General features: G+C 30.0%; 25 protein-coding genes. 12 read left to right on the top strand and 13 right to left on the bottom strand.

Features of this window, described 5'->3' with window-relative positions; all coding sequences use genetic code 11:
• The first annotated feature begins 8 nt into the window (after positions 1-8).
• Both SAR11_RS00930 and SAR11_RS00925 read left to right on the top strand, forming a co-directional pair.
• Positions 9-893, top strand: a complete 885-nt coding sequence (locus SAR11_RS00930) for a DMT family transporter (protein WP_011281531.1) — start codon at positions 9-11, stop codon at positions 891-893.
• Positions 886-1,521: a DNA-3-methyladenine glycosylase family protein gene (locus tag SAR11_RS00925; protein WP_041185768.1), complete on the top strand. Its 636-nt coding sequence runs from the start codon at positions 886-888 to the stop codon at positions 1,519-1,521. Before SAR11_RS00930 ends, SAR11_RS00925 begins: the two co-directional genes overlap by 8 nt.
• Here the strand turns inward: SAR11_RS00925 and SAR11_RS00920 are convergent.
• Positions 1,508-1,804 carry a DUF1330 domain-containing protein gene (locus tag SAR11_RS00920; RefSeq protein ID WP_011281529.1) on the bottom strand — a complete coding sequence of 99 codons (297 nt, stop codon included), beginning with the start codon at positions 1,802-1,804 and terminating at the stop codon, positions 1,508-1,510. The genes SAR11_RS00925 and SAR11_RS00920 overlap by 14 nt on opposite strands.
• Before the next feature lie 28 nt (positions 1,805-1,832).
• Here SAR11_RS00920 and SAR11_RS00915 point away from each other — a divergent pair, with 28 nt between their 5' ends.
• On the top strand, positions 1,833-2,369 hold the full coding sequence (locus SAR11_RS00915) for a phosphoribosyltransferase (RefSeq protein WP_011281528.1): 537 nt from the start codon (positions 1,833-1,835) through the stop codon (positions 2,367-2,369).
• Positions 2,370-2,402: 33 nt separating this feature from the next.
• Here the strand turns inward: SAR11_RS00915 and SAR11_RS00910 are convergent, their stop codons facing one another.
• Entirely contained in the window at positions 2,403-3,713 is a 1,311-nt protein-coding gene (locus tag SAR11_RS00910; RefSeq protein WP_011281527.1) for an NCS2 family permease, read from the bottom strand.
• A 131-nt stretch (positions 3,714-3,844) separates the two neighbouring features.
• On the opposite strand from SAR11_RS00910, the gene SAR11_RS00905 reads away from it, so the two are divergent.
• Positions 3,845-4,150, top strand: coding sequence for a hypothetical protein (locus tag SAR11_RS00905; protein WP_011281526.1), 306 nt, complete (start codon positions 3,845-3,847; stop codon positions 4,148-4,150).
• A 46-nt stretch (positions 4,151-4,196) separates the two neighbouring features.
• On the opposite strand, the gene SAR11_RS00900 is transcribed toward SAR11_RS00905, so the two are convergent.
• Both SAR11_RS00900 and SAR11_RS00895 read right to left on the bottom strand, forming a co-directional pair.
• Positions 4,197-4,643, bottom strand: a complete 447-nt coding sequence (locus SAR11_RS00900) for an Hsp20 family protein (RefSeq protein ID WP_006997730.1) — start codon at positions 4,641-4,643, stop codon at positions 4,197-4,199.
• A gap of 98 nt (positions 4,644-4,741) precedes the next feature.
• On the bottom strand, positions 4,742-6,817 hold the full coding sequence (locus SAR11_RS00895; RefSeq protein WP_011281525.1) for a S9 family peptidase: 2,076 nt from the start codon (positions 6,815-6,817) through the stop codon (positions 4,742-4,744).
• Between the two features lie 17 nt (positions 6,818-6,834).
• On the opposite strand from SAR11_RS00895, the gene SAR11_RS00890 reads away from it, so the two are divergent.
• The gene (locus tag SAR11_RS00890; protein ID WP_011281524.1) at positions 6,835-7,341 is read left to right on the top strand and encodes a J domain-containing protein; all 507 of its coding nucleotides are present in this window, start codon (positions 6,835-6,837) and stop codon (positions 7,339-7,341) included.
• Here SAR11_RS00890 and SAR11_RS00885 read toward each other — a convergent pair.
• Together SAR11_RS00885 and SAR11_RS00880 are read right to left on the bottom strand one after the other, a co-directional pair.
• Positions 7,338-8,276 carry a glycosyltransferase family 9 protein gene (locus tag SAR11_RS00885; protein ID WP_011281523.1) on the bottom strand — a complete coding sequence of 313 codons (939 nt, stop codon included), beginning with the start codon at positions 8,274-8,276 and terminating at the stop codon, positions 7,338-7,340. The two genes, SAR11_RS00890 and SAR11_RS00885, sit on opposite strands and share 4 nt — an antisense overlap.
• A complete protein-coding gene (locus SAR11_RS00880; RefSeq protein ID WP_011281522.1) occupies positions 8,273-9,208 on the bottom strand; it encodes a GDP-mannose 4,6-dehydratase in 936 nt (311 codons plus the stop codon). The genes SAR11_RS00885 and SAR11_RS00880 overlap by 4 nt, the downstream gene beginning before the upstream one ends.
• Positions 9,209-9,252: 44 nt before the next feature.
• Between SAR11_RS00880 and SAR11_RS00875 the strand changes: the two genes are divergently transcribed.
• Positions 9,253-10,137 carry a dihydrodipicolinate synthase family protein gene (locus SAR11_RS00875; RefSeq protein ID WP_011281521.1) on the top strand — a complete coding sequence of 295 codons (885 nt, stop codon included), beginning with the start codon at positions 9,253-9,255 and terminating at the stop codon, positions 10,135-10,137.
• Between the two features lie 76 nt (positions 10,138-10,213).
• Positions 10,214-11,389 carry a hypothetical protein gene (locus SAR11_RS00870; protein ID WP_011281520.1) on the top strand — a complete coding sequence of 392 codons (1,176 nt, stop codon included), beginning with the start codon at positions 10,214-10,216 and terminating at the stop codon, positions 11,387-11,389.
• A 1-nt stretch (position 11,390) separates the two neighbouring features.
• Here SAR11_RS00870 and SAR11_RS00865 read toward each other — a convergent pair whose 3' ends face one another.
• The 3 genes from SAR11_RS00865 to SAR11_RS00855 are packed head-to-tail and all read right to left on the bottom strand — an operon-like array spanning position 11,391 to position 12,692.
• Complete coding sequence (locus SAR11_RS00865) at positions 11,391-11,933, bottom strand: tetratricopeptide repeat protein (protein WP_011281519.1); 543 nt, start codon at positions 11,931-11,933, stop codon at positions 11,391-11,393.
• A 45-nt stretch (positions 11,934-11,978) separates the two neighbouring features.
• On the bottom strand, positions 11,979-12,326 hold the full coding sequence (locus SAR11_RS00860) for a thiol-disulfide oxidoreductase DCC family protein (RefSeq protein WP_006997738.1): 348 nt from the start codon (positions 12,324-12,326) through the stop codon (positions 11,979-11,981).
• Positions 12,327-12,329: 3 nt separating this feature from the next.
• The gene (locus SAR11_RS00855) at positions 12,330-12,692 is read right to left on the bottom strand and encodes a rhodanese-like domain-containing protein (RefSeq protein WP_011281518.1); all 363 of its coding nucleotides are present in this window, start codon (positions 12,690-12,692) and stop codon (positions 12,330-12,332) included.
• 110 nt (positions 12,693-12,802) lie between these two features.
• Here SAR11_RS00855 and tldD point away from each other — a divergent pair, with 110 nt between their 5' ends.
• From tldD to SAR11_RS00840, 3 genes are read left to right on the top strand one after another with little or no spacing between them, the layout of a single operon-like run.
• On the top strand, positions 12,803-14,215 hold the full coding sequence (tldD, locus tag SAR11_RS00850; RefSeq protein WP_011281517.1) for a metalloprotease TldD: 1,413 nt from the start codon (positions 12,803-12,805) through the stop codon (positions 14,213-14,215).
• Between the two features lie 5 nt (positions 14,216-14,220).
• Positions 14,221-15,540, top strand: coding sequence for a TldD/PmbA family protein (locus SAR11_RS00845; RefSeq protein ID WP_011281516.1), 1,320 nt, complete (start codon positions 14,221-14,223; stop codon positions 15,538-15,540).
• Positions 15,537-16,508 carry an NAD(P)/FAD-dependent oxidoreductase gene (locus SAR11_RS00840; protein ID WP_011281515.1) on the top strand — a complete coding sequence of 324 codons (972 nt, stop codon included), beginning with the start codon at positions 15,537-15,539 and terminating at the stop codon, positions 16,506-16,508. Before SAR11_RS00845 ends, SAR11_RS00840 begins: the two co-directional genes overlap by 4 nt.
• A gap of 2 nt (positions 16,509-16,510) precedes the next feature.
• Here SAR11_RS00840 and SAR11_RS00835 read toward each other — a convergent pair whose 3' ends face one another.
• On the bottom strand, positions 16,511-17,191 hold the full coding sequence (locus tag SAR11_RS00835; protein WP_011281514.1) for a DUF6134 family protein: 681 nt from the start codon (positions 17,189-17,191) through the stop codon (positions 16,511-16,513).
• A 53-nt stretch (positions 17,192-17,244) separates the two neighbouring features.
• Between SAR11_RS00835 and SAR11_RS00830 the strand changes: the two genes are divergently transcribed.
• Positions 17,245-17,892 (top strand): YczE/YyaS/YitT family protein, encoded by a 648-nt coding sequence (locus tag SAR11_RS00830; protein WP_011281513.1) that lies wholly within the window; start codon positions 17,245-17,247, stop codon positions 17,890-17,892.
• On the opposite strand, the gene typA is transcribed toward SAR11_RS00830, so the two are convergent.
• On the bottom strand, positions 17,889-19,715 hold the full coding sequence (gene typA / locus SAR11_RS00825) for a translational GTPase TypA (protein ID WP_011281512.1): 1,827 nt from the start codon (positions 19,713-19,715) through the stop codon (positions 17,889-17,891). The genes SAR11_RS00830 and typA overlap by 4 nt on opposite strands.
• Positions 19,716-19,910: 195 nt before the next feature.
• Between typA and SAR11_RS00820 the strand changes: the two genes are divergently transcribed.
• The gene (locus tag SAR11_RS00820; protein ID WP_011281511.1) at positions 19,911-21,659 is read left to right on the top strand and encodes a DEAD/DEAH box helicase; all 1,749 of its coding nucleotides are present in this window, start codon (positions 19,911-19,913) and stop codon (positions 21,657-21,659) included.
• Positions 21,660-21,850: 191 nt separating this feature from the next.
• On the opposite strand, the gene groL is transcribed toward SAR11_RS00820, so the two are convergent.
• Positions 21,851-23,515: a chaperonin GroEL gene (groL, locus tag SAR11_RS00815; protein WP_011281510.1), complete on the bottom strand. Its 1,665-nt coding sequence runs from the start codon at positions 23,513-23,515 to the stop codon at positions 21,851-21,853.
• Between the two features lie 23 nt (positions 23,516-23,538).
• The gene (gene groES / locus SAR11_RS00810) at positions 23,539-23,829 is read right to left on the bottom strand and encodes a co-chaperone GroES (protein WP_006997749.1); all 291 of its coding nucleotides are present in this window, start codon (positions 23,827-23,829) and stop codon (positions 23,539-23,541) included.
• Positions 23,830-23,948 lie beyond the last annotated feature (119 nt).

The following is a 23,948-nucleotide window of genomic DNA, read 5'->3' as shown; positions in this document are numbered from 1 at the left end:
TTATTGCTATGCTAACTAAAAATCAATTAGGTTTTTTGTACATGTTTCTATCTGTATGCACCTTTTCTGTTATGGATTTGCTGGTAAAATGGTCAAGCGACTATCCAACTGGGGAAGTTTTATTTTTTAGAGGCTTTTTTGGTCTGTTGCCCACATATTTTTTAATTCCAAAAGGTAAATTAAAAACTTTTTATACAACTGAAAGATCAAAAGAACATTTATTCAGATGCCTTATGGGTTTAATGGCCTTGATAGCAATAGTTGTTGCGTTAAGAGAACTTCCTTTGGCAGTCGTTGTCAGCCTGTCGTATGCGGCACCATTATTTATTACTGTATTATCAATTTTTCTATTAAGTGAAAAAGTGGGTATTTTTAGATGGTTAGCTGTCTTAATTGGATTTATAGGTGTTATTATAATTGCTGAGCCTGGCTTTAAGGGTATGAATTATCTTTATTTCCTTCCTCTAATATTTTGTATTGGAATGGCTTTTGTAACCATCACAATTAGAAAGCTATCAACAACAGAACCTATTTGGCTTATATCAATTTTTTTTACAATTACTATTTCAATTGCTGGCTTGGCCACAATTCCAATGGGATGGAAAATGCCAAATTTTCAAGACTTTATTCTTTTAGCTTTAATTGGAGTAACAGGAGGTTCTGCAAATTTATTTTTAACTCAATCATATAAACTTTCAGAAGTATCTTTGGTAGCACCTTTAAAATATTTAGCTTTGGTATTTGCTATATTTTTTGGTTATTTTATTTGGAATGAGATACCAACTATAAAAACACTAATTGGTGCATCGCTTGTAGTTCTTGCATCTCTTATAATTTTTAGAAGAGAAATTTATCATAAACAAAAAATACCATCAACGACTAGACATGAATAAAAAACCAAAATATTGGAATACGGCAAAAAAATATTTATCCAATAAAGATAAAGTAATGTCATCATTGATAAATAAATATAAATCTCCTTCAGAGGCTGTGCTTACATCTAGAAAAGATATATTTTTTTCATTATGCAAGAGTATCATTGGACAACAAATCAGTGTTGCTGCAGCTAACTCAGTTTTTTTGAAATTTAAAAAGAAATGTAAAAATAAGATTAATGCAAAAACAGTCTCTAAACTTTCTTCTGTCCAACTTAAAAGCTGTGGATTAAGTGGACAAAAGGTTAGGGGAATAAAAAGTTTGGCTAAACAAATATTAGATAAATCATTTAATCCTAGATTAATTCCCAAGATGTCAGATGAAGAGGCTATTATTTATTTATCTCAGTTAAGACAAATTGGAAGATGGTCAGCTGAAATGATTTTATTGTTTACTTATAATCGGTCAAATATTTGGCCTATACAAGATATTGGTCTTTTAAGAGGAATTTCAAAAAATTATAAAAAAAAATATCTACCACCTGAATCTTATGTAAAATTATTAAACAAAAGATTTAGTCCATACTGTTCAGTTGCAACTTGGTATTTATGGAGAAGCATAGATCCAGAACCTATTCAGTACTAAAACCTTCTACTATTTGTAGGTTTCGCTCAGTAGTATCTCTAGCTATAGCCCAACCATCTTGATACTCTTTAGAATCGTGACACTTCATAGCTTGCTCATAATTTGGAAATTCCCAAATTACAGTTCTTGGGTAAGTTTCACCCTCTAAAGTTTCAAATTTTCCACCTCTTACAAGGGGCTTTCCTCCATAACTTTTTATTATTCCAGTAACTTTTGCCCCATAATTTTTTAAATTTTCTTGGCTATCTATTCTTTTGTATAAAGCGATCCAGTAGGCTTTCATTATTTCTCCTTTTTAAATAATTTTTTATATGATAATGAATTTTATGGCAGAGAAATTAATTATCACTTTTGATCAGTATACAAAAATTGTAGAAAAACTAGCAATAGAAATTCACAATAATTATAAGCCAACAGTACTAGTAGGCATTATGAGAGGGGCTGCTCCTATACTAGATATCCTCTCTAGAATTTTAAAATTACCTATAGCTTATATAGTTATCCAAAGTTATTCAGGAAAAGGAATGGAAGATAAACAGGGTCAATTAATGTTTGCAAGAGAAATTAGTTCTTTAGCTGAGAATAAAGATTTTAATAAAGTTTTATTAGTAGATGATTTATCTGACACAGGATTAACTTTAAACAAAAGTATTGAGTGGTTAAAGAATTATGAACCAACTAAAGATTATATAAATGAAGTTAAAACAGCCTGTTTATGGAAAAAAAAATCATCCACATTTGAGCCAGATTTTTGTCCAGTAAAACTTGATTCAGATCCATGGATTGTTCAGCCTACGGAACATTATGAAGAGATGTCTATGGAAGAAATAATTAAGAAAAATAAATAGGGCTGGAATAATTCCAGCCCTAAAAATTATATTTTAAGCAACTGCAAAACTTACAACACTCAAAATTGCAATAATCCATATCGCTGGTGAAGTTGAAGAAAACTTACCAGTAAATAATCTGATTAATGCGTATGATACAAATGCTAAAGCAATACCATTACTAATACTATATGTTAACGGCATAGCAATCATAGCAAGAATAGCAGGAGCTGCTTCACCAATATCATCCCATTCAATATCAGTTATGTTTCTAACAAAAAGAACAGAAACAAATACTAAAGCTGCACCATCAATTTGCTTAGGTAAACTTGTTGCTAAAGGAGCAAAGAATATACAAGCTAAAAACAGAAGACCAATTACTAAAGAGGTCATTCCTGTTTTTCCACCAGCTTTTACACCAGCACCAGACTCAACATAACTAGTTACAGTTGTTGTTCCCATCATTGCACCCGCTACAGTTCCAACACTGTCAGCCATCATCGCTTTTTCAATGTCTTTAACTTTACCATTTTTATCAACCTTACCAGCAACGTTTGCTACTGAAGTTAATGTTCCTGCAGTATCAAAGAAATCAACAAATAATAAAGTAAACACTACAGTTGTCATACCAGCTGTTAATGCTGCTGATAAATCAAAATCAAATAGATAAGTCATTGGAGGTGGTGAGCTTGCAATTCCATTAAATTTAGCAAGTCCAGTAGCCCATGCAATAATACTGAATAGTAAAATACCAATAATGATATTTCCCTTAACTTTCATTTTTTCAAGAACAACCATCAAAATAAATGCTGCACAACCCAATAGAACAAGGGGATCACTCAAGTCACCTAATTGAACTAATGTTACTGGGTTATCAACAACAACTTCCATGATCTGAAGTCCAATTATTGCTAAGAATAATCCTATACCAGCGCCAATTCCTAATTTTAAACTTCTTGGAATTGAATTAATTAACCACGCTCTGATAGGTGTTAATGAAATGATTAAGAATAAAACCCCAGCAACTAGTACAGCTCCTAAAGCTTCTTGAGGCGTATAGCCCATTCCAGCACAAACACCAAATGCAACGAATGCATTAATTCCCATACCTGGCGCCAAACCTATCGGCCATGTTTTTCCATAAAATGCCATTATGAAACAAGCAAGCGCTGTTGCAACAATTGTTGCCGTGTATACTGCTCCAAATTCAAAGAACCCTTTTTCTGGTCCAGCAAATTCACCTGATAGTATAAATGGATTTAAAAACATAATGTAAGCCATTGTCAAAAATGTTGTTACACCAGCTATTACTTCTGTTTTAAAATCGGTCTTGTGTTTTTTATAGTCGAAATATTTTTCTAACATTGATCCTCCTAAGATTAAGATGGACTAATATTAGATTAATTAAGAAATTACTCTTAAAAATCTAAGTTTATCAACATATTTCAACTTATAAGTTTATATTTATGCCATATTTTGAGTGTTATCATTGAAGCATGCATAAATTAAAATTTATTTTAATAAGCTTATTTTTTTTAACTCTTGTTGCCGGCTGTCAAACAATCAAAAATAAAACAGACGCAATTGTTGAAAAAGAAAATGCTAAGTTAAGTGAATACATTGGAAAAACTTCAAGCAATTTGCAAATGGAATTAGGTAAGCCAGATGAAGATTTTAAAAATGATAAAGGTAACTTAGAGCTTGTTTACAACACCAAAAAATATGGAATACTTTGCGAAAGAAGATTTGAGGTAGATTCTAATTCTATAGTGATTGGTTTTGTTTCAAACGGTTGTTTTTAAAAACTTAATACTTGTGGGGAATGTACCCCACAAGTAAGGTTTTTACTTATTTAATTTCAATAAGTTTTTTCTTTTTATATTCAGGTACAATTCTTTCACAGGCAATTGTTAAAAGACCATCTTTTAATTCAGCACCATTAACTTTCACATCCTCAGCGATTGTAAATGATCTTGCAAATTGTCTTTGTGAAATACCTTTATGAATAATTTCACCATCATCAGATTTGTCCTCAGATTTATCAACCTGTTTAGTTCTTACAGTTAATAAATTGTCTTCAAACTCCACCTCTACATCATTTTTATTAAAACCAGCTAAAGCAACTTCAATAGCGTAGTTGTCTTTTCCAGTTTTTCTAATGTTGTACGGTGGATAATTGGACTGCATAGTTAACCCTCCATTTCCCAACATATTTTCAAATTGGTCAAACATATCGTCAAATCCAATTGAAAAAGGTCTTAGAGTGTTAAATATAGATAGATCCCTACTTGTCATAGTTTCCTCCTTTGTTAGCAAGGTTAATTTAGTAAGCCCCATTAGGCGACTTACGTATGTTATTTAGGAATTATGCTAAAAATTTCAAGATAGGACGACTAAATTTTTTTAGAAATTTTTAATGCAAATGCATAATCTAGTGCAATTTCTTCTATAGCCCCATCTCTACCTGATTTACCACCATGACCTGCGTTCATTTCAGTTTTTAAAAGCAATAAATTATTATCAGTTTTATATTCTCTTAGTTTGGCAGTAAATTTTGCTGGTTCATCAAACAATACTCTGTTGTCGCTTAAACTTGTTGTGATCAACATATGAGGATAATCCATTTTCTTAATATTATTATAGGGAGCATAAGAATAAATATAATCAAAGTGATCTTTTTTATCTTTTGCATTTCCAAACTCATCGAATTCTCCAACTGTTAAAGGTAAAGAGTGATCTAGATTAGTTGTCAGAGAGTCTACAAATGGTACTGCCATTATAATTCCTAGAAATAATTCCGGGGCTTGATTAACTACAGCACCCATAAGAAGACCACCTGCGGAGCCACCCATACCTATTATTTGATTTTTTGAAGTATATTTATTTTCAATTAAGTATTTTGCAGAAGCAATATAATCTTCAAAAGTATTTTTTTTATTCAGCAGCTTTCCTTCTTTCCACCACTTCATACCTCTTTCCATACCCCCTCTAATATGGGCTGTAACCCAGATGATATCTCTATTAATCAAACTTAATCTAGTAGTAGAAAAACTAGGGCTCATAGAACTCCCATATGATCCATAACCATAAAGTAGCAATTGAGCACTTCCATCCATTTTAGTATTTTTGTGTCTTGTAATTGTAAGAGGAACCAGTCTTCCATCGTGTGATTTACAATCTACTCTTTCTACAATGTAGTCATCAGGATTATGACCGGATGGGATCTCTTGTTCTTTAACTAATTTTTTTTCTTTTGTGCTTAAGTTATAAGAATAAACTCTAGACTGCGTCTTGGGTGAAGAATAACTTATATATATCTCATCTGTATTTTTATCTCTTTGCATCAAAGAGGCACCAGGAACATATACAGTTTCATCAGAAAAAATTAATTCTTCTTCTATTCCAGTTGTAATATTTTTTACAAATAATTTATCTAAAGCATCTGAAGTTTCAGATCTAATGATCCAATTTTTTAAGAATGTTAAACCTCCAATTAGAACCTCATCTTTTGCAGCAATAAAGGTTTTCCAGTCTGGTTTTTCCAAACTATTACTTATGTCTATTTTAAAATCTTCAGCATTTTCATTAGTATGATTGTAAAATTTACCATCCCAAGAATTGACAGAATAAAGAATTCCTCTTTGTCTTTTTTTTATTAATTTAGGTTTGGGATCTTTTTCATTAACATCAAAGTAATATTGCTCAGATGTATTATGGTCTGAAGAGTTGATAAAGAAATATTTATCATCTGCACTTAAACCAATTCCAACCGTAAAGGCTTCACTTTTTTCTTCGAAAATTAATTGATCTTCACTAACTTTAGTACCTAATTTGTGTCTATAAATTTTTCTTGGTCTATGATTTTCATCAAGTTTTGAATAAAAAACATACTGATCATCTAAACTGAAAGTTATGCTACCTGATGTTTCCTCAATCTTTTCAGTAACTAATTTTTTTGTATTTATATCTCTAATATATATTGTGTAATATTCAGAACCCTTTGTATCTAAAGAGTATCCCAAATATTTGTCATTAAAACTAACCTCCAAATCTCCAACACCAAAGTATTCTACTTTTAGTTTTTCTTTTTCTTCATCTCCATTCCAAATTTCTTCAATATTGTTAGTTCCGATTTTTTTCCTTAATTTTATGGAATAATTTCCTTTGGTAGTTGTTTTTGACCAATATTCATAATCAAAATCTTTAAAAGGTAAAGACTCATCATCTAATTTTATTCTTCCTTTGATTTCATCAAATAATTTTTTTTGAATGGTCTTGGTATCTGATAAGTGAAAATCAGTATAAGAGTTTTCTTCTTCAAGATATTTTCTGACTTCAGGGTTTAATTTTTTGCTATCCTTTAAAACCTCCAAGATATCATCTTGATGTATCCAACTATAATCATCTTCCCAACTAATGTTATGGCACGTTTTTATTTCTGATTTTTTTTTAAGATGTGGTATTTTCATGGATACAAATTAAATATATGAATATTATTATTTATACACTAATTTTTTTGGGAATTACTTACTTTTTACTTAAATTAGTAGCGAATACTTCATCAAAAAAAATATCAAAACATTTAAGAAAATTAATTTTTTTAGGTTTAATAATTTTGGCAATATTGCTTTTTGTTGCTGGCAAGTTTTTGTTAAGTATACCACTTACTTTGCTTAGCTTAGCTTTAGTTAAACTAAAGGGGTTTTCAATATTTCAATTAATTGGTTTATTTAGACTTATACAAACACTTAGAAACTCTGGGAGATTTTCATTTAACCAAAATCAAAATATTAAAAATTCTTCCACAATAACTATAGAAGAGGCTTATAAGATCTTAAACTTAGATATTAAAAAAAAAATTACTAAAGATGATGTTCAAAAAGCATACATAAAAATCCAAAAAAAAATACATCCTGATATTTCACCAGAGACCACAAGATTATCGATGATTGTAAACGAAGCAAAGGAAGTAGTTTTAAAAAATTTAGTCTAGAATTTATTATTAAGAATTTCTTGATAGACTTTCTCAACAGATACATCGTTTGGGTTTAAATTTGATCCATGAGTTATATTTTCAATTTTAATATTTTCTGGAAATATTCTCTGATAATTTTTACTATAATCTGTGTATGCTTTAGGAGAATCTAAGAGTATTACTAAACTTTTTATTCCTGACTGAACTGTTATATGAGATCCAAATGAATCATTACCAACATACATGTTGGCCGAACATAGAAATGGAATAACTTCTTCTATCTTTTTATCGTATAATGAAACATAGTTATTACTTTTAATATTATTTGTAATTTCATTGGACAAATCTTTATCCTTTGGACCACAAAGAATAAAAAAATAATAATCTCCATTATTGTTGAGTTTGTTTATCAAGTTGGAATAATTTTTAGCACCCCACTTTGTTGTAGGTCCAGAAGATCCAGCTCCAATAACAATTGTAAATTTTTTTGTGTCTATGTTTTTTTTTATATTTTGTATCTTATTTTCTTTAATGAAATAGTTTGTTTCAGTTGAGCAATCAGTTATTCCCAAAGATTTTTCAGTGAATTTTTTTGCAGCATCAACCAAATGTAATTTATTTTTCTTGAATAATGGATAGCAAAAAACTTTCTTAATATTAGATAAAACTGAGGCTAGATAAATTCTTACACTTGGATAAAAAATAAAGATTTGATCAAAATTAAAAGAGTTAAAAAAGTTTCTTAACCTTAAGATATCAATAAATCTTTTATGATACTTATTTATAAAGATAATTTTATCAATTAATGGGTCATCCTTTAAAGCAGCCTCTAAATTATTGCACAATGTAATAATCGTGACAGGACCATATTTTTGAGCTATCTCATGACAGTAAGCAAGGTGTAATAAATTTGCACCTAAACCTTTATAGCTTAAGTATATACATGTTTTCATATTGAGTTAAAAATCTTCTTGACTAATTTTGCACCACCAATTTTTATTTGATATTTAAATTTTTTATTTAATATTTCATAATTTTTTTTTGATCCCATCATTACTTCAACTTCATCAGGTCTAATAAATTTTTTATTAATTGAAAAATATTTTCTGTAATCAAGTTTATTTTGTTCATAGGCAGTTTTTAAAATTTCATAGCCAGAAATTCCCTGACCGCTTGATAACATCAAATCTCTAGGTTTAATTTTGGTAAGATGATAAATGCCTTCAACAATTTCTGGAGCCCAGGAATAATCTCGTATCGTATTAAGATTACCAACAGTAATATTTTTTTTTAACTTAGCATGTGTACAAATTTTTTTTATAAAAAAATCATTATTTCTTAATGGAGATTCAACTTGTAAAAAAAATATACTAGAGCAATTAACTCCTTTTTTTCTGAATTTTTTGACTTCTTTATGAGCCTTAATTTGTGATTGAATATAAGGATTATTATTTTTTGAAATTTTAGATTTTATATTAACCAATCCTTTATTTGGTTCAAATATATATCCTGAATTAGCCTTATAAAAATTTGTTTTTAATTCATATTTATGAAGAATTTCCAAAATCTTTTTAGCACCAATATAATTAGAATCATTGGTTACTTTTTTAAGCTTGATACTTTTTGTAAGAGAGCTTTGCCCAGAAAAGTAAAATATATTTTTTGGAGTATATTTTTTTAAAAGTTTTAATATTTCGTCTTTTTTTAAAAAATTTAACTTCTCAAATATTATTTTATTTTCAATATTTAATTTATTATAATTTGTATAAGCCTTTTTTCTTTTTCTTGAAGTTACTATAATCTTTTGTCTTTTTGATAATAGAAATTTTGCTAAATAACTCCCTATAACTCCAGAACCTATGATTATTGAATTATTCTTTTTCATTTTTAATTGTTTAAAGTATATAAGTAATCATTATAGGAATTAATATGAAAAAAATTAAAGGTATTTACGCAGCTGGAATGTCAGTTTTTAATGATGATTTAAGTCTAAATATAGCCAAGACTATAAATCATGCAGAAAGAATAATAGATCAAGGTTGTCACGGTGTTGCTATTTTTGGAAGCACTGGGCAAGCACAACTTATATCTATAAGTGAAAAAATTAGCCTCTTAAATGAATTATCGAATAGCAAATATAAAGAAAAATACTTAATTGGAACTGGGCTAAATTCCTTAAATGAAACTATAAATTTAATGAAAGTGGCTAACTCTTTAAACTTTAGTGATTTTTTAATAATGCCACCAGCTTATTATAAGTATGGTGATAGTGAGGTAATAGAATTTTACTCAAAAGTAGTTGAAGCTGTGCCAGACAGTAAGATTATTTTATATAATTTTGAAAAGTTGTGTGGCTACAAATTTAGCGTTGAGTGTGTTAAGGAGCTTGTTAAGAAATTTCCAAAACAAATAGTTGGTGTCAAAGATAGCTCCTATAACCTATATGAAAATTTAAAGATTGATAATTTCTCTGTTATGCCGGGATCAGAACTAAAACTCCTAAAGGGTCTTGAGCTTGGATGTGATGGTATTATTACAGCAACTTGCAATGTAACTGCTAATTTATCTAGAAAAGTTTACGATGATTTTAACGAAAAAAAACAACAAACGGTAAATGAGATACTAGGCAAAGTTAGGGGTACTTTTGACCAATACAATTTAATATCAGGATTACATTCTTTTATGTCAGATCAAGATGATTGTTACAAAAATGTTATACCACCGGTTAGTCTTTTAAACAAAAAAGATAAAAAACAACTTGTAGAAGATCTTGGTAAGCTTAATTTCACAATAGATTCGTTAAAGATAGATTAAATAAGATTTTCAATAATATAGAAACAAGAGACTATATTTATTAGTAATTAATTGATAAATCTAATTTTCTTAAAGTATGAAAAAAATAAAAAAAAATTTAGCTAAAAAAAAACCTTTAGCAAAAAAGAAGGTTAAAAAAACTACAAATAAAAAGCAGAAAAAAAATTTAAAAATTAAAAAAAATATTTATAATAAGAAAAAGATAAGCAAAAATACCAAAACAAATAAGAAAAAACAAAAAACTTACTCTAAAAAAAAAGCAACCTTAATATCAAGAGTAGTTGAGCTTCAAAATTCTTTAAAGCCAGAATTTAACTTCAAAATTAATTTTAGTTTAGAAAGATATATTCAAGCTTTTTTTGATAATATTGCCAATAGAATATCTGAATACAAAACCTTAAAGGCTGAAGAAAAAAGAAGAAGACAACTTGAAGAAATTGAAAAGAAAGAACAAGAAAAATTACAAATTCAAAAACAAAAAGTAAAAGAAGAACAGGAGCAAACTAAACTTAAAGAAAAAGCATTAAAAGAAGAAATTAAACTTGAAAAGGAAAGAGCAAGAGACATAAAATTATTTTTACGTAAGGAGCAAGCACTACTTAGAATTGAACATGCTGAAAGGCAAAAACAGTTTTTAAAACAATTACAATTAGAAAAACAGATAGAAAAATTTAGAATAAGAGAGATTAAAGAATTAGAAAAACTTGAAAAGATTTCATTAAAAGAAAAAAGAGATGATTATGCTGGTCTTCAAGCAAGGATAGAGAAACTAAAAGATAAATATAGAATCATAAGAGACCAAAAAATTAGAGAGAGAGTAGAAGCTTTAGGAGTAAAAATCCAAGGTGATGAGGATAGAGATACTTTACTTCAAAAAGAGAAAGATTATAAAGTTGCGAGGCAGAAAATTGAACTTTCTCTTGAAAGCTTTTACAGAAGTGCCAGTAGTTTAGTTTTTCAACTAAATAAACGGCACATCACTAGACACATGTCTATTTTTAGATGCATTGATCAAAGATTTGAAACTGGTGAGATCTTTATCAAATGGGATGAAGCACCTGATGAAGAGTGGCTGCTATTAATTTATATAAAAAATAATTCTCCTGATGAAGGGATAGTCATTGAAGATAAATCAGATCCTGAAAAAAATTTATCTCATGAATTCAAATCAAATGAAATATTTAAAGCATCTGATCTAATGGTTGACTCGTTAACACAGTTAATTTCAAGAAAAAGAGCTAAAAAAGATTAAATTAGATACTATCTTCCTTAATCAATCTTTCAATTTCAGGTATTAGCTCACGACTTTTAAATGATGGATAGAATTCTAATGCGCTTTCAATACTCTTAATAGCTTTTTCATATTCTTGAAGTTTTATGAAAATTCTTGCTTGTCCTGATAAAGCCCCAAAGTGTCTAGGCTCTATATCTAAAACTTTATCAATATCATTTAATGAATTTTTAAACTGACTCATTAAAAAATATACAGTTGCTCTTTTATTCCAGGCTTCAGACCATTTAGGGTCATTCTCCAAGATATTACTAAAAACTTTTAATGCATAATTATAATCACCATATTGCATTAACTCTGTTCCAAACTCTAACTTTTCAGTTAATTTAAAATCACTAGGATGTTCATTCCAAACAGACCAAATTTTTTGCTCCAATAGAGCAGCACTTTTTGAATTATCAATAATTTGAAGTTGGTCAAAAAGATTATTTAAAATAACTTTCTGAGATGACTGAGCAGAAGAAACAAAACTAAATATAAATACGAATAGTATAAAAACTTTCATAATTAAAATATATTTTATTCAGTACCTCATCTCAACATTAAAAACTTATTTTAAAAGTTGTTTTTTATTTTTTAAAAATAAAAAGAAAGCAATAATCTCATAAAAAAATGAAAATAAAGTAAAAATTATAGGAGTTTTAAAAAAGCTATAAAGAAACTTATATTTAGGAATTTTTTTCCACACTAATAAAAAAGCTTCTGCCCCTCCAATTACTTTCTCCCCATCTTTAATATGAAGTCTACGCAAAAGGTTTTTAGCATTTCTTTGAGTTTCTATTTCTGCAGATTTATTATTTGTAATATCCACCCATTCTATGTCTTTAATATTTTGTTTTTTATACAAATTTATCTCAGCACGGCAAATTTTACATGAATTATTAAAATAAACTTTCACAATCTATTTTTTATCTTTCCAAGCTGTCATTCCACCAGTCATATTTTTCACATTTTTTATTCCCATGTCCTGCATAGTTTTTGTTGCAAGTGTGCTTTGACCTCCAAGACCGCAAAAAACTATATATTCTTTGTCAGGATTTTTCTTAAACATTTCATTTTCTAAAGGACTACCATCAGCTAAATAAAACTCTAATAAGCCTCTTTCTAAATTTACAGCATTACCAATAGTTTCTGACTCAAAACTATTTTTATCTCTTACGTCTATAAATTGAACATTTGGGTCATTTAGTTTTTCTTTGGCTTCATCAACTGAAATATTTTTTATCTCGCTAGAAACGTTCATTAATTCATCAAATTTTTTCATTATATTGTCCTTTTTTTTAATTTATTCCTAAAATTATATAGAATCCGATAGATTGTATATGTGCGAAATACGACAATTGAAAAAATAATTATAACTATTACTTGTTATGTATGAATGATTTTTTTACTAAAACAGATTTATCAAGAAAAGATGCTGAGAGCATTATATCAGAAACATTAAATAGTTGTGATGATGGTGAGCTTTACTTAGAAAACTCTAAAAGCGAATCTATTGTACTTGATGATGATAAAATAAAGAGTTCTAGTTATAGTTCTGATCTAGGATACGGTTTAAGAGCGGTTACTGGTGAAGTAGTAGCATATTCTCATTCAAATGAAATTTCAAAAAAATCATTAAAACAATCAGCTAGCAATCTAAGCTCAACATTAAAATCTCAAAAAGGTATTTACAATCATGAAATTCCACAAACTAATGAAAAATTTTATAAAGATGTGAATCCGATAGAAGAAAAATCACTACAATCTAAATTGGATCTTTTAAAAGAAGTTAATAACTATACAAGAGCTAAAGGTGGAATGGTAAAACAAGTCACTGCTAGTTTTGCAGGTGAGCATAAATCTATAGAAATTATAAGATCTGGAGGTGAAGTGTTAACAGATGTTAGGCCTTTAATTCGTTTTAATGTTTCAGTCATGCTTGAGAAAGATGGAAAAAAAGAAACAGGAGTTTATGGAATTGGTGGAAGACAATCTTATGATGAATATCTTAAAGATGATAATTGGAAAAAAGTATGTGATGAAGCATTTAGAATTGCTTCAGTAAATCTTGAAAGTAAACCTGCACCAGCAGGAGAAATGAAAGTTGTTTTAGGATCGGGCTGGCCAGCAATACTAATTCATGAAGCTATAGGGCATGGTCTTGAAGGTGACTTTAACAGAAAAAAAACATCTGCTTTCCATAATTTAATGGGTCAAAGAGTTGCTAGTGAGGGTGTTACTATAGTTGATGATGGAACTCTTCATAATAGAAGAGGAAGTTTAACAATAGATGATGAAGGGACACCTACTGAAAAAACTGTCTTAATAGAAAATGGTATATTAAAAAATTTTATGCAAGATCGACTAAATGCTAGATTGATGAACACAAGATCAACAGGTAGTGGAAGACGAGAAAGCTACAAGCATGTTGTTCTACCAAGAATGAGAAATACCATGATGTTAAATGGAAAATATTCTCAAGAAGAGATGATTAAATCAGTTGATAAAGGAATATTTGCAGTAAGTTTTGGTGGTGGGCAAGTAGATATTACTTCAGGAAAATTTGTATTTAACTGTACAGAAGCTTATGAAATTATTAATGGTAAAATTGGATCACCTATTAAAGGTGCAACATTAATTGGTGATGGACCTTCAATTTTAAAGGAGGTTTCATTGGTTGGCAACAACATGATGCTTGACCCAGGTATTGGAACTTGTGGAAAAGCAGGGCAAGGTGTTCCAGTAGGTGTGGCACAACCATCGATCTTAATTGATAAAATGACTGTTGGTGGAACGCAATTATAAATCATATGGTTAAAGATCAAGATTATTTAAAAAAGACAGCTTCTTTTTGTATAGATTTAGCAAAAAAACTTGGAGCAACAGACTCAACTGCTGCTGTGATGCACTCCATCTCAGAAACAGTAAATTTTAGAAATAAAAAATTAGACGAATCTGATCGGTCAGATAGCCTAGGGGTTAGTCTTACAACTTATATCGGCAAAAAAAAATCAAGTATTTCTTCTTCAAATCTTACTGAAGAAAATATCAAGATATTGGTTGAAAGATGTATTGAGACAACAAAAATTACTCCAGAGGATGAATATAATTCATTACCAGATAAAGACTTACTGGCTAATAAAATTAATGATCTAAATTTATATGATGATGACCATATAGAGAATGATGAAAAAATTGAATATTTAAAAGAAGTAGAAGAGGCTGCATTTCAAAAAAAAGAAATTATTAATACAGAAACTGGTTTCTCTGAGTCAAAATCAAATTTTATATTAGCTAGCAGTGATGGTTTTTTAAATGGTTATAAATCCTCTTCTTTTTCAGCATCATGTGTGGCTGTAGCAAAAGATTCTAATAATAAAATGGAAAGAGATTATGAATTTACCAGCACTTGTCATTTAAATGATATGTTAAAACCTAGTCAAATTGGTGAAATGGCAGCAAAAAAAACACTACAAAAATTAGATCCAAGAAAAATAGAAAGTGAAAAAATTAGTATTGTCTTTGATAGAAGAATTTCAAAAGGAATATTGAGTACATTTGCAAGTGCAATATCTGCTTCCTCAATTGCAAGAGGCACATCTTTTTTAAAAGATAAAATTAATGAGGAAATATTTACCTCTTCAATAAATATTTTTGATAAACCTAATATAGTTAAAGGATTAGGGTCAAGGTATTTTGACTCTGAAGGAGTGAAAACTGATGAATTAAAGTTGGTAGATCAAGGTGTTTTAAAACATTATTTAGTAGATACCTATAATGGAAAAAAATTAAATCTTAAGTCAAATGGTAGAAGTGGTGGAACAAGTAATTTATATTTTGAAAAAGGTTCCATTTCTTACAAAGACTTATTAAAATTAAATCAAAGAACTTTATATATTACAGAAACAATCGGTCATGGAAGCAATTTAGTTACAGGAGATTATTCTGTGGGTGCCACTGGGTTTATGGTTGAAAATGGAGTATTTAAATATCCAGTAAGTGAAATAACTATTGCTGGAAATTTTAAAGATATATTCAAAAACATTACTTTGGCTGATGATCTTGAGTTTAAATATTCTACCAATGCTCCTACGATGTTAATAGAAGGCATGGTAGTTGCGGGTAAATGAAGGATTTCTGTATTATTGGCTCAGGTATTTCTGGCGCAACAATTGCCAATATTCTTAATAAAAAATATTCATTAGATGTTTATGACAAAGCGAGAGGAGTTGGGGGAAGATCGTCTAATAAAAAGCTTAATAAGAATGAAAGCTTTGATCATGGTGTTCAGTATATTTCACCAAAAAGTATTCAATTTAAAAAATTTATAAAAAGTTTAATTTTAAAAAAAATTGTTAAGAAATGGCCAGGAAAACATTTATTTTTAAATACTGATAAGCAAGAAGACAAAAAACATACTAAAATAATTGGAAAAAAAGGTAACAACGCAATCAGCAAATATCTATTAAAAGATATCAACTGCAATTTTAATAGTGAAGTAATTAAAATTTTTAATAAAAATAAAGTTTGGGAAATATATTTTTCTGATGGGTCAAAAAAATTATATAAATCATTGATATTAACCTGTCCATTTCCTCAATTAAAAAAACTTTCAAAAAAATATATTAAACATTCATTTATTAATCAAAAAATAAAAATGGATGCAAATATAACAGTCATGATGGCAACAAAAAAAAGTAAACTTAATGTTAGCAGTTATTTTTTTAATGATAAAATTTTAGGTTGGGCTGGCAACGAAAATAGTAAAATGAGATTTAAAAGTAAAAATGATCTTTGGACTTTGCAGAGCACTTACTCATGGGCAAATAAAAAAATTGATAAAAATCGAGAAAATAAAAAATTAAACACAAAGATTATGATTGAGCAGTTTTTTAAACTTACAGGTATCAAAAAAACCAAAGTTTTATTTTCATTAAACCATGGCTGGAAATATTCATCTAACTCAAAACCTTTGAGAATTAAAAGTTATTGGAATTCTTCCTTAAACCTAGGAGTTTGTGCGGATTGGTTTGTTGGACCTAGACTAGAGTCGGGATGGATAAGTGCTCAAGATCTTTTTAATAAAATAAATAAATAGTTTTATTCAAACTTTTTAACCTTATATTCCCAATTTCCTAATCTAGAATAAGCAACCTTTAAAATTAATGAATTTTTTTTATCAAACCATATATCAAAATTAAGTCTTTTATCTTTTGGTAAAGACATGTCTTTTGAGGTTAATTTAAAATGATCCACGTCATAAGTTTTACCGTAGAGTTCGATTTTTTCTTTAGCAACAAAGGTTACTACTTGTTCTTTGATGCTACCTGATATTGGACTAATTTGACTATCAGTTTGTAAAATTTTATGGCTCCACCAGTTTCCAACTACGTTATTTATTGATGCTATACCACTATAGGAAGAACCCTGAATATCAAATTTATTTGTTTGTTTATTAAATTCTAAATTTACATATTTTTTTTTATCATTTTGAAGTGTTTTAGAATTAAAAGAAATTAATTGATCTTTAACATACTTTTCTTCTCCAAACCCTTCAACTTCAAAAATTGTTGCACCAAATAATTTCACTGTAAATTTAATTTGATTTGTAACTATTGTCTTATCTCCATCCTTTTTAAAAAAATAATAATTATAACCAATAACTTCACCATCTTTTAAAATCTCCATTTCAATTTTATTAAATTTATTATAATGCGCCATATGAGCATTAGAGCTGAGTGAATATGCTAAGAAAAATATTATAATAAAAAATTTTTTCATAAAGGAGTAACAATAATAGACTTTAGTTTTAAAAGAAGTAATTTATTGAAAATATGTTCTTGAAAATTAAAGATATTCCTAAAGTATATTGGAGTTCTGAAAAACCATTAAATCTTAAACCAAAAATTTCAACTTTCTTTTTTTTGTGTCTTGGATTAGTTTTATTTGGTCTAGGTGAGGGATTATTAATAGTTTCTTTTGCGGGGGCTTCCCCTTGGTCTATTCTTGCACAAGGTATTGCATTGAATGTTGATCTTTCAATTGGAATAATAACAGTATTAATTAGTATTGGAGTTTTGTTTCTTTGGTTGCCACTTAAACAAAAACCTGGAATTGGAACAATTTTAAATGCAATAATTATTGGTTTAATGATCGATGTCTGCATAAAATTTATACCAACCCCCGAAAATTATTTAAATCAATTAATTTTAGCAACAATTGCTGTACTTACGGTTGGTCTTGGTGGGGGGATTTATCTTGTTGCAAACCTAGGTGCAGGACCAAGAGATGGACTAATGGTTGGTTTACAAAAAAAAACTAACTTACCCATTGCAACTGTAAGAGCTTTTCTTGAAATAACAGTGATGTCTATTGGGTGGTATTTAGGTGGAACAGTTGGAATTGGAACTTTATTATTTGCTTTTGGAATAGGACCTTCGGTTGCTTTAGGATTATATCTTGTTGGAAAAACTTTTAATTAAAGAGGCGTTCCAGATTTCTCATTCTTTTTTCTGTCATTAGGATTTAGAATAGCTTTTCTTAATCTAAGAGATTTTGGAGTAATCTCCAAAGCTTCATCAGTATTTAGCATACTTAATTGTTCAGCAATTGACATTTGTCTTACTGGTGTAAGTACAACATTTTCATCAGTTCCTTGAGTTCTCATATTCGTTAACTGCTTACCTTTCATGACATTAATAATCATATCACCTGGTTTTGGGGCTAATCCGACAATCATTCCTTCATAAACGGGATCATTATGAGTTACAAACATTTCACCTCTTGCCTGCAAGTTAAATATTGCAAATGCAACAGCTTTTCCGTTTGCCATTGAAATTAAAGCACCATTTTTTCTGCCATCCATTTCACCTTCAAATTTTCCATAACCATGGAAGATTCTATTAATTACACCAGTTCCTTTTGTTAAAGTTAAAAATCTACTTGTGTATCCCATCAAGCCTCTTGTTGGTGCATGAAAGATTAATCTTTTTTTATCTTTTCCTGTATCTTTAAGATCAAGTAATTTACCTTTTCTTCTATTCATTGAGTCAATAATCTTTGATGAAAACTCTTCATCTACATCAACAGTAATCTCTTCAATTGGTTCTAGTCTGTTACCATTATCATCTTTTTGGTACAAAACTTTTGGAGGACTTACAGTCATTTCAAAACCTTCACGTCTCATTTGTGTCAGTAGAATTTCAAGCATTAGCTCACCACGACCACTAATTACAAAAGCATCTACGTTTGCATTTTGAGAAAAAGAAATTCCAACATTATTTTGTGCTTCAGTAACCAGTCTATCTCTGATTTGAGTACTTGTTAATTTTTTACCTTCTGTCCCAGCTAAAGGTGAACTATTCACACTTATAGTAATAGACATTGTTGGAGGATCTATTGGAGTTGCTGGAAGTGGATCGTTTACTTCAAGATCACAAATTGTATCTGCTACATTAGCTTTTTCTAAACCTGCAATTACAACAATATCTCCTGCTTCACCAACTTCAATGGGTACTTTTTTAGTTCCTTCGTATCTAAAAATTTTAGTTAATCTACCTTCATCAACTTTCTCACCTTTAAGATTTATTGCTTTAATAGCTTGGTTAGCTTTTGCTGTTCCTTGAGATATTTTTCCAACTAAACTTCTACCTAAGAAACTATCTGCGTATAATAAAGTAGATAGCATTGCGAAAGGTTTAGTTTTATCAAGATCTGCTGGCTTAACATGTTCTATAATTAAATCTAATAATGGGTGTAAATTTTCTCTTGGTCCATCTACTTCTTTATCTGCCCATCCAGATCTGCCACTTGCATACATAACTGGAAAATCTAACTGTTCTTCGTTTGCATCTAAACTTACAAATAAGTCAAATGTTTCATCTAAAACTTCATTAGCTCTTTGATCAGCTTTATCCAGTTTGTTAATTACAACAATGGGCTTTAAACCTTGCTTAAGAGCTTTTGCTAACACGAATTTTGTTTGTGGCATTACACCTTCAGCAGAATCAATTAATAATAAAGCACCATCAGCCATACTTAAAACACGTTCTACTTCAGCTGCAAAATCTCTGTGACCTGGTGTATCAATAATATTAACTCTAGTACCTTGCCAATCAATAGAAGCAGGTTTAGCTAGAATAGTAATTCCTCTTTCTTTTTCCAACTCCCCAGAGTCCATCAATCTTTCATCTACAACTTCATTTTCTCTAAATGAACCACTTTGCTTCATTAGATTGTCAATCATAGTTGTTTTACCATGGTCAACGTGAGCGATAATTGTGATGTTTCGAATATTGTTACTCATAATTTGACGCTCTTATACATTAATTGAGTCAATTGAAAACTTAAAAAAAATCAATATTTACTTACTTAAATTAATTATTCTAAAAATTCACTTCTTGTGATTGTTATAAAAACGTATAGATATCCCTATATAAATTAGACGTATTAAAGGATTAAGAGCATATCTCCTTAAATTTTAAAAAATCTAAATACCTAAATGGAAAACTTTAAATTACTAAAAATAGAAGATTCGTTAAAGAATTCATTGGAAAAAATGAAGTTTACGAAACCGACTCCAATTCAGGCGATGGCAATTCCTGTTGCTTTAGAGGGAAAAGATATTTTAGGAACAGCTCAAACAGGAACTGGAAAAACATTGGCATTCAGCATTCCTCTAATAAATAAATTAATATTAGATAAAAATGCATTTGCATTAGTTATGTGTCCAACTAGAGAGCTTGCAACTCAAGTAATGGCTGCAATTAAAAGCATTATTAGTGATAAAATTAACATTAAAACTGCCTTACTTATTGGTGGAGAGGCAATGCAAAAACAACTTAGACAACTAGGTAATAGATCAAGAATAATAGTTGGAACTCCTGGAAGAATTAATGACCACTTAAAAAGAAAAAGTTTAAATCTATCAGCCACTAAATACCTAGTACTAGATGAAACTGACAGAATGTTAGATATGGGTTTTACCCCTCAAATAGAATTAATTTTAAAATTTGTTCCAAAAGATCATCAAACTTTATTATTTTCTGCAACACTACCTCAGAATATTGTTAGAATTTCTGAGAGATATCTAAATGAGCCTCAAAGAATTTCAACAGGGTCAACATCAGTACCTATTGCAAAAATTAAACAAGAAACTCTTCAAGTTTTTAAAGAGAATAAATACGATCAACTAGTAGACCAATTTATAGCAAGAAAAGGATCAATATTAGTTTTTGTTAAAACTAAAAGAGGTGCTGATAAAATGGTTAAGCGTCTTAAAGAAGAGGGTCATTCAGCGGATGCTATTCATGGAGATCTTCGTCAAAGTAAAAGAGATCGTGTAATTACCTCATTTAGAAAAGGCCTTAAGAGAATATTAATTGCAACAGATGTTGCTGCAAGAGGTTTAGATATTCCTTTAATTCAACATGTAATTAATTTTGATCTTCCACAAGTACCAGAAGATTACGTCCACAGAATTGGAAGAACTGCTAGAGCAGGAACAGAAGGTTCTGCTTTAACTTTTCTTACCCCAGATGATAGATCGATGTGGAATGAAATTAGTAAATTAATTGATCCAAACTTTAAACCTGCACCTCGTGGCGCAAGAGGAGACTCAAGAGGAGGAAAAAGAGGAAAAGCTCCTTACAATAAAAAAAGAAAATTCAGAGATGAAAAAAAATCATTCGGTAAAGGAAGACCTGATCGATCATCAAGAGATGGAGAGAAAAAAAGTTTCGGGTACAAAGGAAAATCTAGTTTTGGAGATAAATCAAAACCCTCTAGTTATGGAAGACCTGATCGATCATCAAGAGATGGAGAGAAAAAAAGTTTCGGGTACAAAGGAAAATCTAGTTTTGGAGATAAATCAAAACCCTCTAGTTATGGAAGACCTGATCGATCATCAAGAGATGGAGAGAAAAAAAGTTTCGGGTACAAAGGAAAATCTAGTTTTGGAGATAAATCAAAACCCTCTAGTTATGGAAGACCTGATCGATCATCAAGAGATGGAGAGAAAAAAAGTTTCGGGTACAAAGGAAAATCTAGTTTTACAAAAAAGGATAACTCGAAACCAACAGGATTCACAAATAATCCAAAATACTTTGGAAAAAAAACATCTGAAAGTTCATCAACTAGTGAAGAGAAAAAAAACTCTAGTTTTGATGGAAAGAAGAAGTTTAAAAGCAGAAGTGATAGACCTAAAAGCTTTACCTTCAAAAAACACAGTCAAAAAAGAGCTAAAGTCTAAGATTTTTTAGATTTCTCTTTTTTATTTTTTCTTTTTTCTTTCAGGCTTAATTTTGGTTTTTTAGCAGTACTTGAATCTTTAAATGATTTTCCACTGTATCTTTTTGACATATCTTAATCTTATAACAGCTTAATAAAAAAAAAGGCCACCTAAAAAGATGGCCTTTGAATTTCTTTTTGAAAAGATTGGGATTACATGCCCATTCCGCCCATGCCACCCATGCCGCCCATTCCACCAGGCATTCCACCAGACATTCCACCAGCACCAGAATCTTTGTCGTCTGGTTTGTCAGCAATCATGGCTTCAGTAGTTACAAGTAATCCAGCAATCGAAGCTGCATCTTGCAAAGCTGTTCTTACAACTTTAACAGGATCGATGATACCTTTCGCAAACATATCAACGTATTCTTCGTTCTGAGCATCGTAACCCATATTCTTTTTATTTTGTTCAAGTAGTTTTCCAACTACAACTGAACCATCAACTCCAGCATTTAAAGTTATTTGTCTAATAGGAGCCTGTAAAGCTTTAGCAACTAATGCAACGCCAGCTTTTTGATCGTCTCCTTTAACTTTAAGTGTGTCAAGACTTTGTGAAGCGTATAAAAGAGCACAACCACCACCAACTACTATTCCTTCTTCAGCAGCAGCTCTAGTTGCATTAAGAGCATCTTCAACTCTATCTTTTCTTTCTTTAACTTCTACTTCAGTTGCACCACCAACTTTGATTACAGCAACTCCACCAGCAAGTTTTGCCAGTCTTTCTTGAAGTTTTTCTCTATCATAGTCAGAAGTTGTTTCACCTACTTGTTGTTTGATTTGAGCACATCTAGCTTCAATTTCAGATTTCTTACCATTGCCGCTAATGATTGTGCTGTTATCTTTATCAACTTTAACTCTCTTACAAGATCCAAGATCAGTAAGTTTAACGTTTTCAAGTTTAACACCAATATCTTCAGAGATAACCTGACCGCCTGTTAAAATTGCAATATCATCAAGCATTGATTTTCTTCTATCACCAAAACCTGGAGCTTTAACTGCAACAACTTTTAAACCACCTCTAAGTTTATTTACTACAAGAGTTGCAAGAGCTTCGCCCTCAACATCTTCAGAAATAATCATTAGTGGTCTACCAGCTTGTACAACAGCTTCTAAAAGTGGAACCATTGGTTGTAAGTTAGTTAATTTCTTTTCATGCAATAAGATGAAAGGGTTTTCTAACTCTGTAGTCATTTTATCAGCGTTAGTAATAAAGTATGGTGATAAATAACCTCTATCAAACTGCATACCTTCAACAACGTCTAACTCAGTTTCTACTCCCTTAGCTTCTTCAACAGTGATAACACCTTCATTGCCAACTTTTTGCATAGCTTTTGCAATCATGTTACCAATTTCTTTATCACCATTAGCTGAAATAGTTCCAACTTGAGCAATCTCATCAGTATCTTTAACTTTTTTTGCTGAAGCAATTAAGCTCGCTTTAACATGTTCTACTGCTGCATCTATTCCTCTTTTGACATCCATAGGGTTCATGCCAGCTGTTACATATTTTACACCTTCTTTAACAATTGCTTGTGCTAAAATAGTTGCTGTAGTTGTTCCATCACCAGCTTCCTCATTTGTTTTGCTAGCAACTTCCTTAACCATTTGAGCACCCATGTTTTCAAATTTATCTTCAAGATCAATTTCTTTTGCAACAGAAACACCATCTTTAGTAATTCTTGGTGCACCATAAGATTTGTCGATAACAACATTTCTACCTTTTGGTCCAAGAGTAACTTTTACTGTGTTAGCAAGGATATCAACACCTCTTATCATTGCTGCTCTTGCTTCAGAGTCGAATTTTACAACTTTTGCCATTTTATTTTCTCCTTTAAATTAAATTATTTGCCAGAAATACCCATAATGTCAGACTCTTTCATTATGCTGTATTCTTTGCCATCTATTTTGATTTCAGTTCCTGACCATTTGCCAAAAAGAACTTTGTCTCCAACTTTCACATCCATTGGAATTAGTTTTCCATCTTCAGTTTTTGCACCACCACCAACAGCAATAACTTTACCTTCTTGAGGCTTTTCTTGAGCTGTATCGGGGATAATTATTCCTCCAGCAGTTTTTTCACTACTGTCTAAAACTTCTATTAAAACTCTATCGTGTAACGGTTTAAATTTCATAAATTCTCCTTTTATTATGCGACTCATATAGCTATTAGGTTTACTATTTCAAGAGATGTTAAAAAAAATATGTAAGGCAAAAAACCAGAGAAATTGTGTTTTTTATAAGTTATACCTCC

This window comes from Candidatus Pelagibacter ubique HTCC1062, assembly GCF_000012345.1.
Classification (GTDB): domain Bacteria; phylum Pseudomonadota; class Alphaproteobacteria; order Pelagibacterales; family Pelagibacteraceae; genus Pelagibacter; species Pelagibacter ubiqueversans.
The sequence above is the reverse complement of the archived record's forward strand: the minus strand, read 5'-3'. Positions and strand labels throughout refer to the sequence as shown.

Excerpts from the sequence above, each read along its gene's own strand:
- SAR11_RS00930 (WP_011281531.1), top strand. The coding sequence starts at position 9 with ATGCTAACTAAAAATCAATTAGGTTTTTTGTACATGTTTCTATCTGTA.
- SAR11_RS00925 (WP_041185768.1), top strand. The coding sequence starts at position 886 with ATGAATAAAAAACCAAAATATTGGAATACGGCAAAAAAATATTTATCC.
- SAR11_RS00920 (WP_011281529.1), bottom strand. The coding sequence starts at position 1,804 with ATGAAAGCCTACTGGATCGCTTTATACAAAAGAATAGATAGCCAAGAA.
- SAR11_RS00915 (WP_011281528.1), top strand. The coding sequence starts at position 1,833 with ATGATAATGAATTTTATGGCAGAGAAATTAATTATCACTTTTGATCAG.
- SAR11_RS00910 (WP_011281527.1), bottom strand. The coding sequence starts at position 3,713 with ATGTTAGAAAAATATTTCGACTATAAAAAACACAAGACCGATTTTAAA.
- SAR11_RS00905 (WP_011281526.1), top strand. The coding sequence starts at position 3,845 with ATGCATAAATTAAAATTTATTTTAATAAGCTTATTTTTTTTAACTCTT.
- SAR11_RS00900 (WP_006997730.1), bottom strand. The coding sequence starts at position 4,643 with ATGACAAGTAGGGATCTATCTATATTTAACACTCTAAGACCTTTTTCA.
- SAR11_RS00895 (WP_011281525.1), bottom strand. The coding sequence starts at position 6,817 with ATGAAAATACCACATCTTAAAAAAAAATCAGAAATAAAAACGTGCCAT.
- SAR11_RS00890 (WP_011281524.1), top strand. The coding sequence starts at position 6,835 with ATGAATATTATTATTTATACACTAATTTTTTTGGGAATTACTTACTTT.
- SAR11_RS00885 (WP_011281523.1), bottom strand. The coding sequence starts at position 8,276 with ATGAAAACATGTATATACTTAAGCTATAAAGGTTTAGGTGCAAATTTA.
- SAR11_RS00880 (WP_011281522.1), bottom strand. The coding sequence starts at position 9,208 with ATGAAAAAGAATAATTCAATAATCATAGGTTCTGGAGTTATAGGGAGT.
- SAR11_RS00875 (WP_011281521.1), top strand. The coding sequence starts at position 9,253 with ATGAAAAAAATTAAAGGTATTTACGCAGCTGGAATGTCAGTTTTTAAT.
- SAR11_RS00870 (WP_011281520.1), top strand. The coding sequence starts at position 10,214 with ATGAAAAAAATAAAAAAAAATTTAGCTAAAAAAAAACCTTTAGCAAAA.
- SAR11_RS00865 (WP_011281519.1), bottom strand. The coding sequence starts at position 11,933 with ATGAAAGTTTTTATACTATTCGTATTTATATTTAGTTTTGTTTCTTCT.
- SAR11_RS00855 (WP_011281518.1), bottom strand. The coding sequence starts at position 12,692 with ATGAAAAAATTTGATGAATTAATGAACGTTTCTAGCGAGATAAAAAAT.
- tldD (WP_011281517.1), top strand. The coding sequence starts at position 12,803 with ATGAATGATTTTTTTACTAAAACAGATTTATCAAGAAAAGATGCTGAG.
- SAR11_RS00845 (WP_011281516.1), top strand. The coding sequence starts at position 14,221 with ATGGTTAAAGATCAAGATTATTTAAAAAAGACAGCTTCTTTTTGTATA.
- SAR11_RS00840 (WP_011281515.1), top strand. The coding sequence starts at position 15,537 with ATGAAGGATTTCTGTATTATTGGCTCAGGTATTTCTGGCGCAACAATT.
- SAR11_RS00835 (WP_011281514.1), bottom strand. The coding sequence starts at position 17,191 with ATGAAAAAATTTTTTATTATAATATTTTTCTTAGCATATTCACTCAGC.
- SAR11_RS00830 (WP_011281513.1), top strand. The coding sequence starts at position 17,245 with ATGTTCTTGAAAATTAAAGATATTCCTAAAGTATATTGGAGTTCTGAA.
- typA (WP_011281512.1), bottom strand. The coding sequence starts at position 19,715 with ATGAGTAACAATATTCGAAACATCACAATTATCGCTCACGTTGACCAT.
- SAR11_RS00820 (WP_011281511.1), top strand. The coding sequence starts at position 19,911 with ATGGAAAACTTTAAATTACTAAAAATAGAAGATTCGTTAAAGAATTCA.
- groL (WP_011281510.1), bottom strand. The coding sequence starts at position 23,515 with ATGGCAAAAGTTGTAAAATTCGACTCTGAAGCAAGAGCAGCAATGATA.
- groES (WP_006997749.1), bottom strand. The coding sequence starts at position 23,829 with ATGAAATTTAAACCGTTACACGATAGAGTTTTAATAGAAGTTTTAGAC.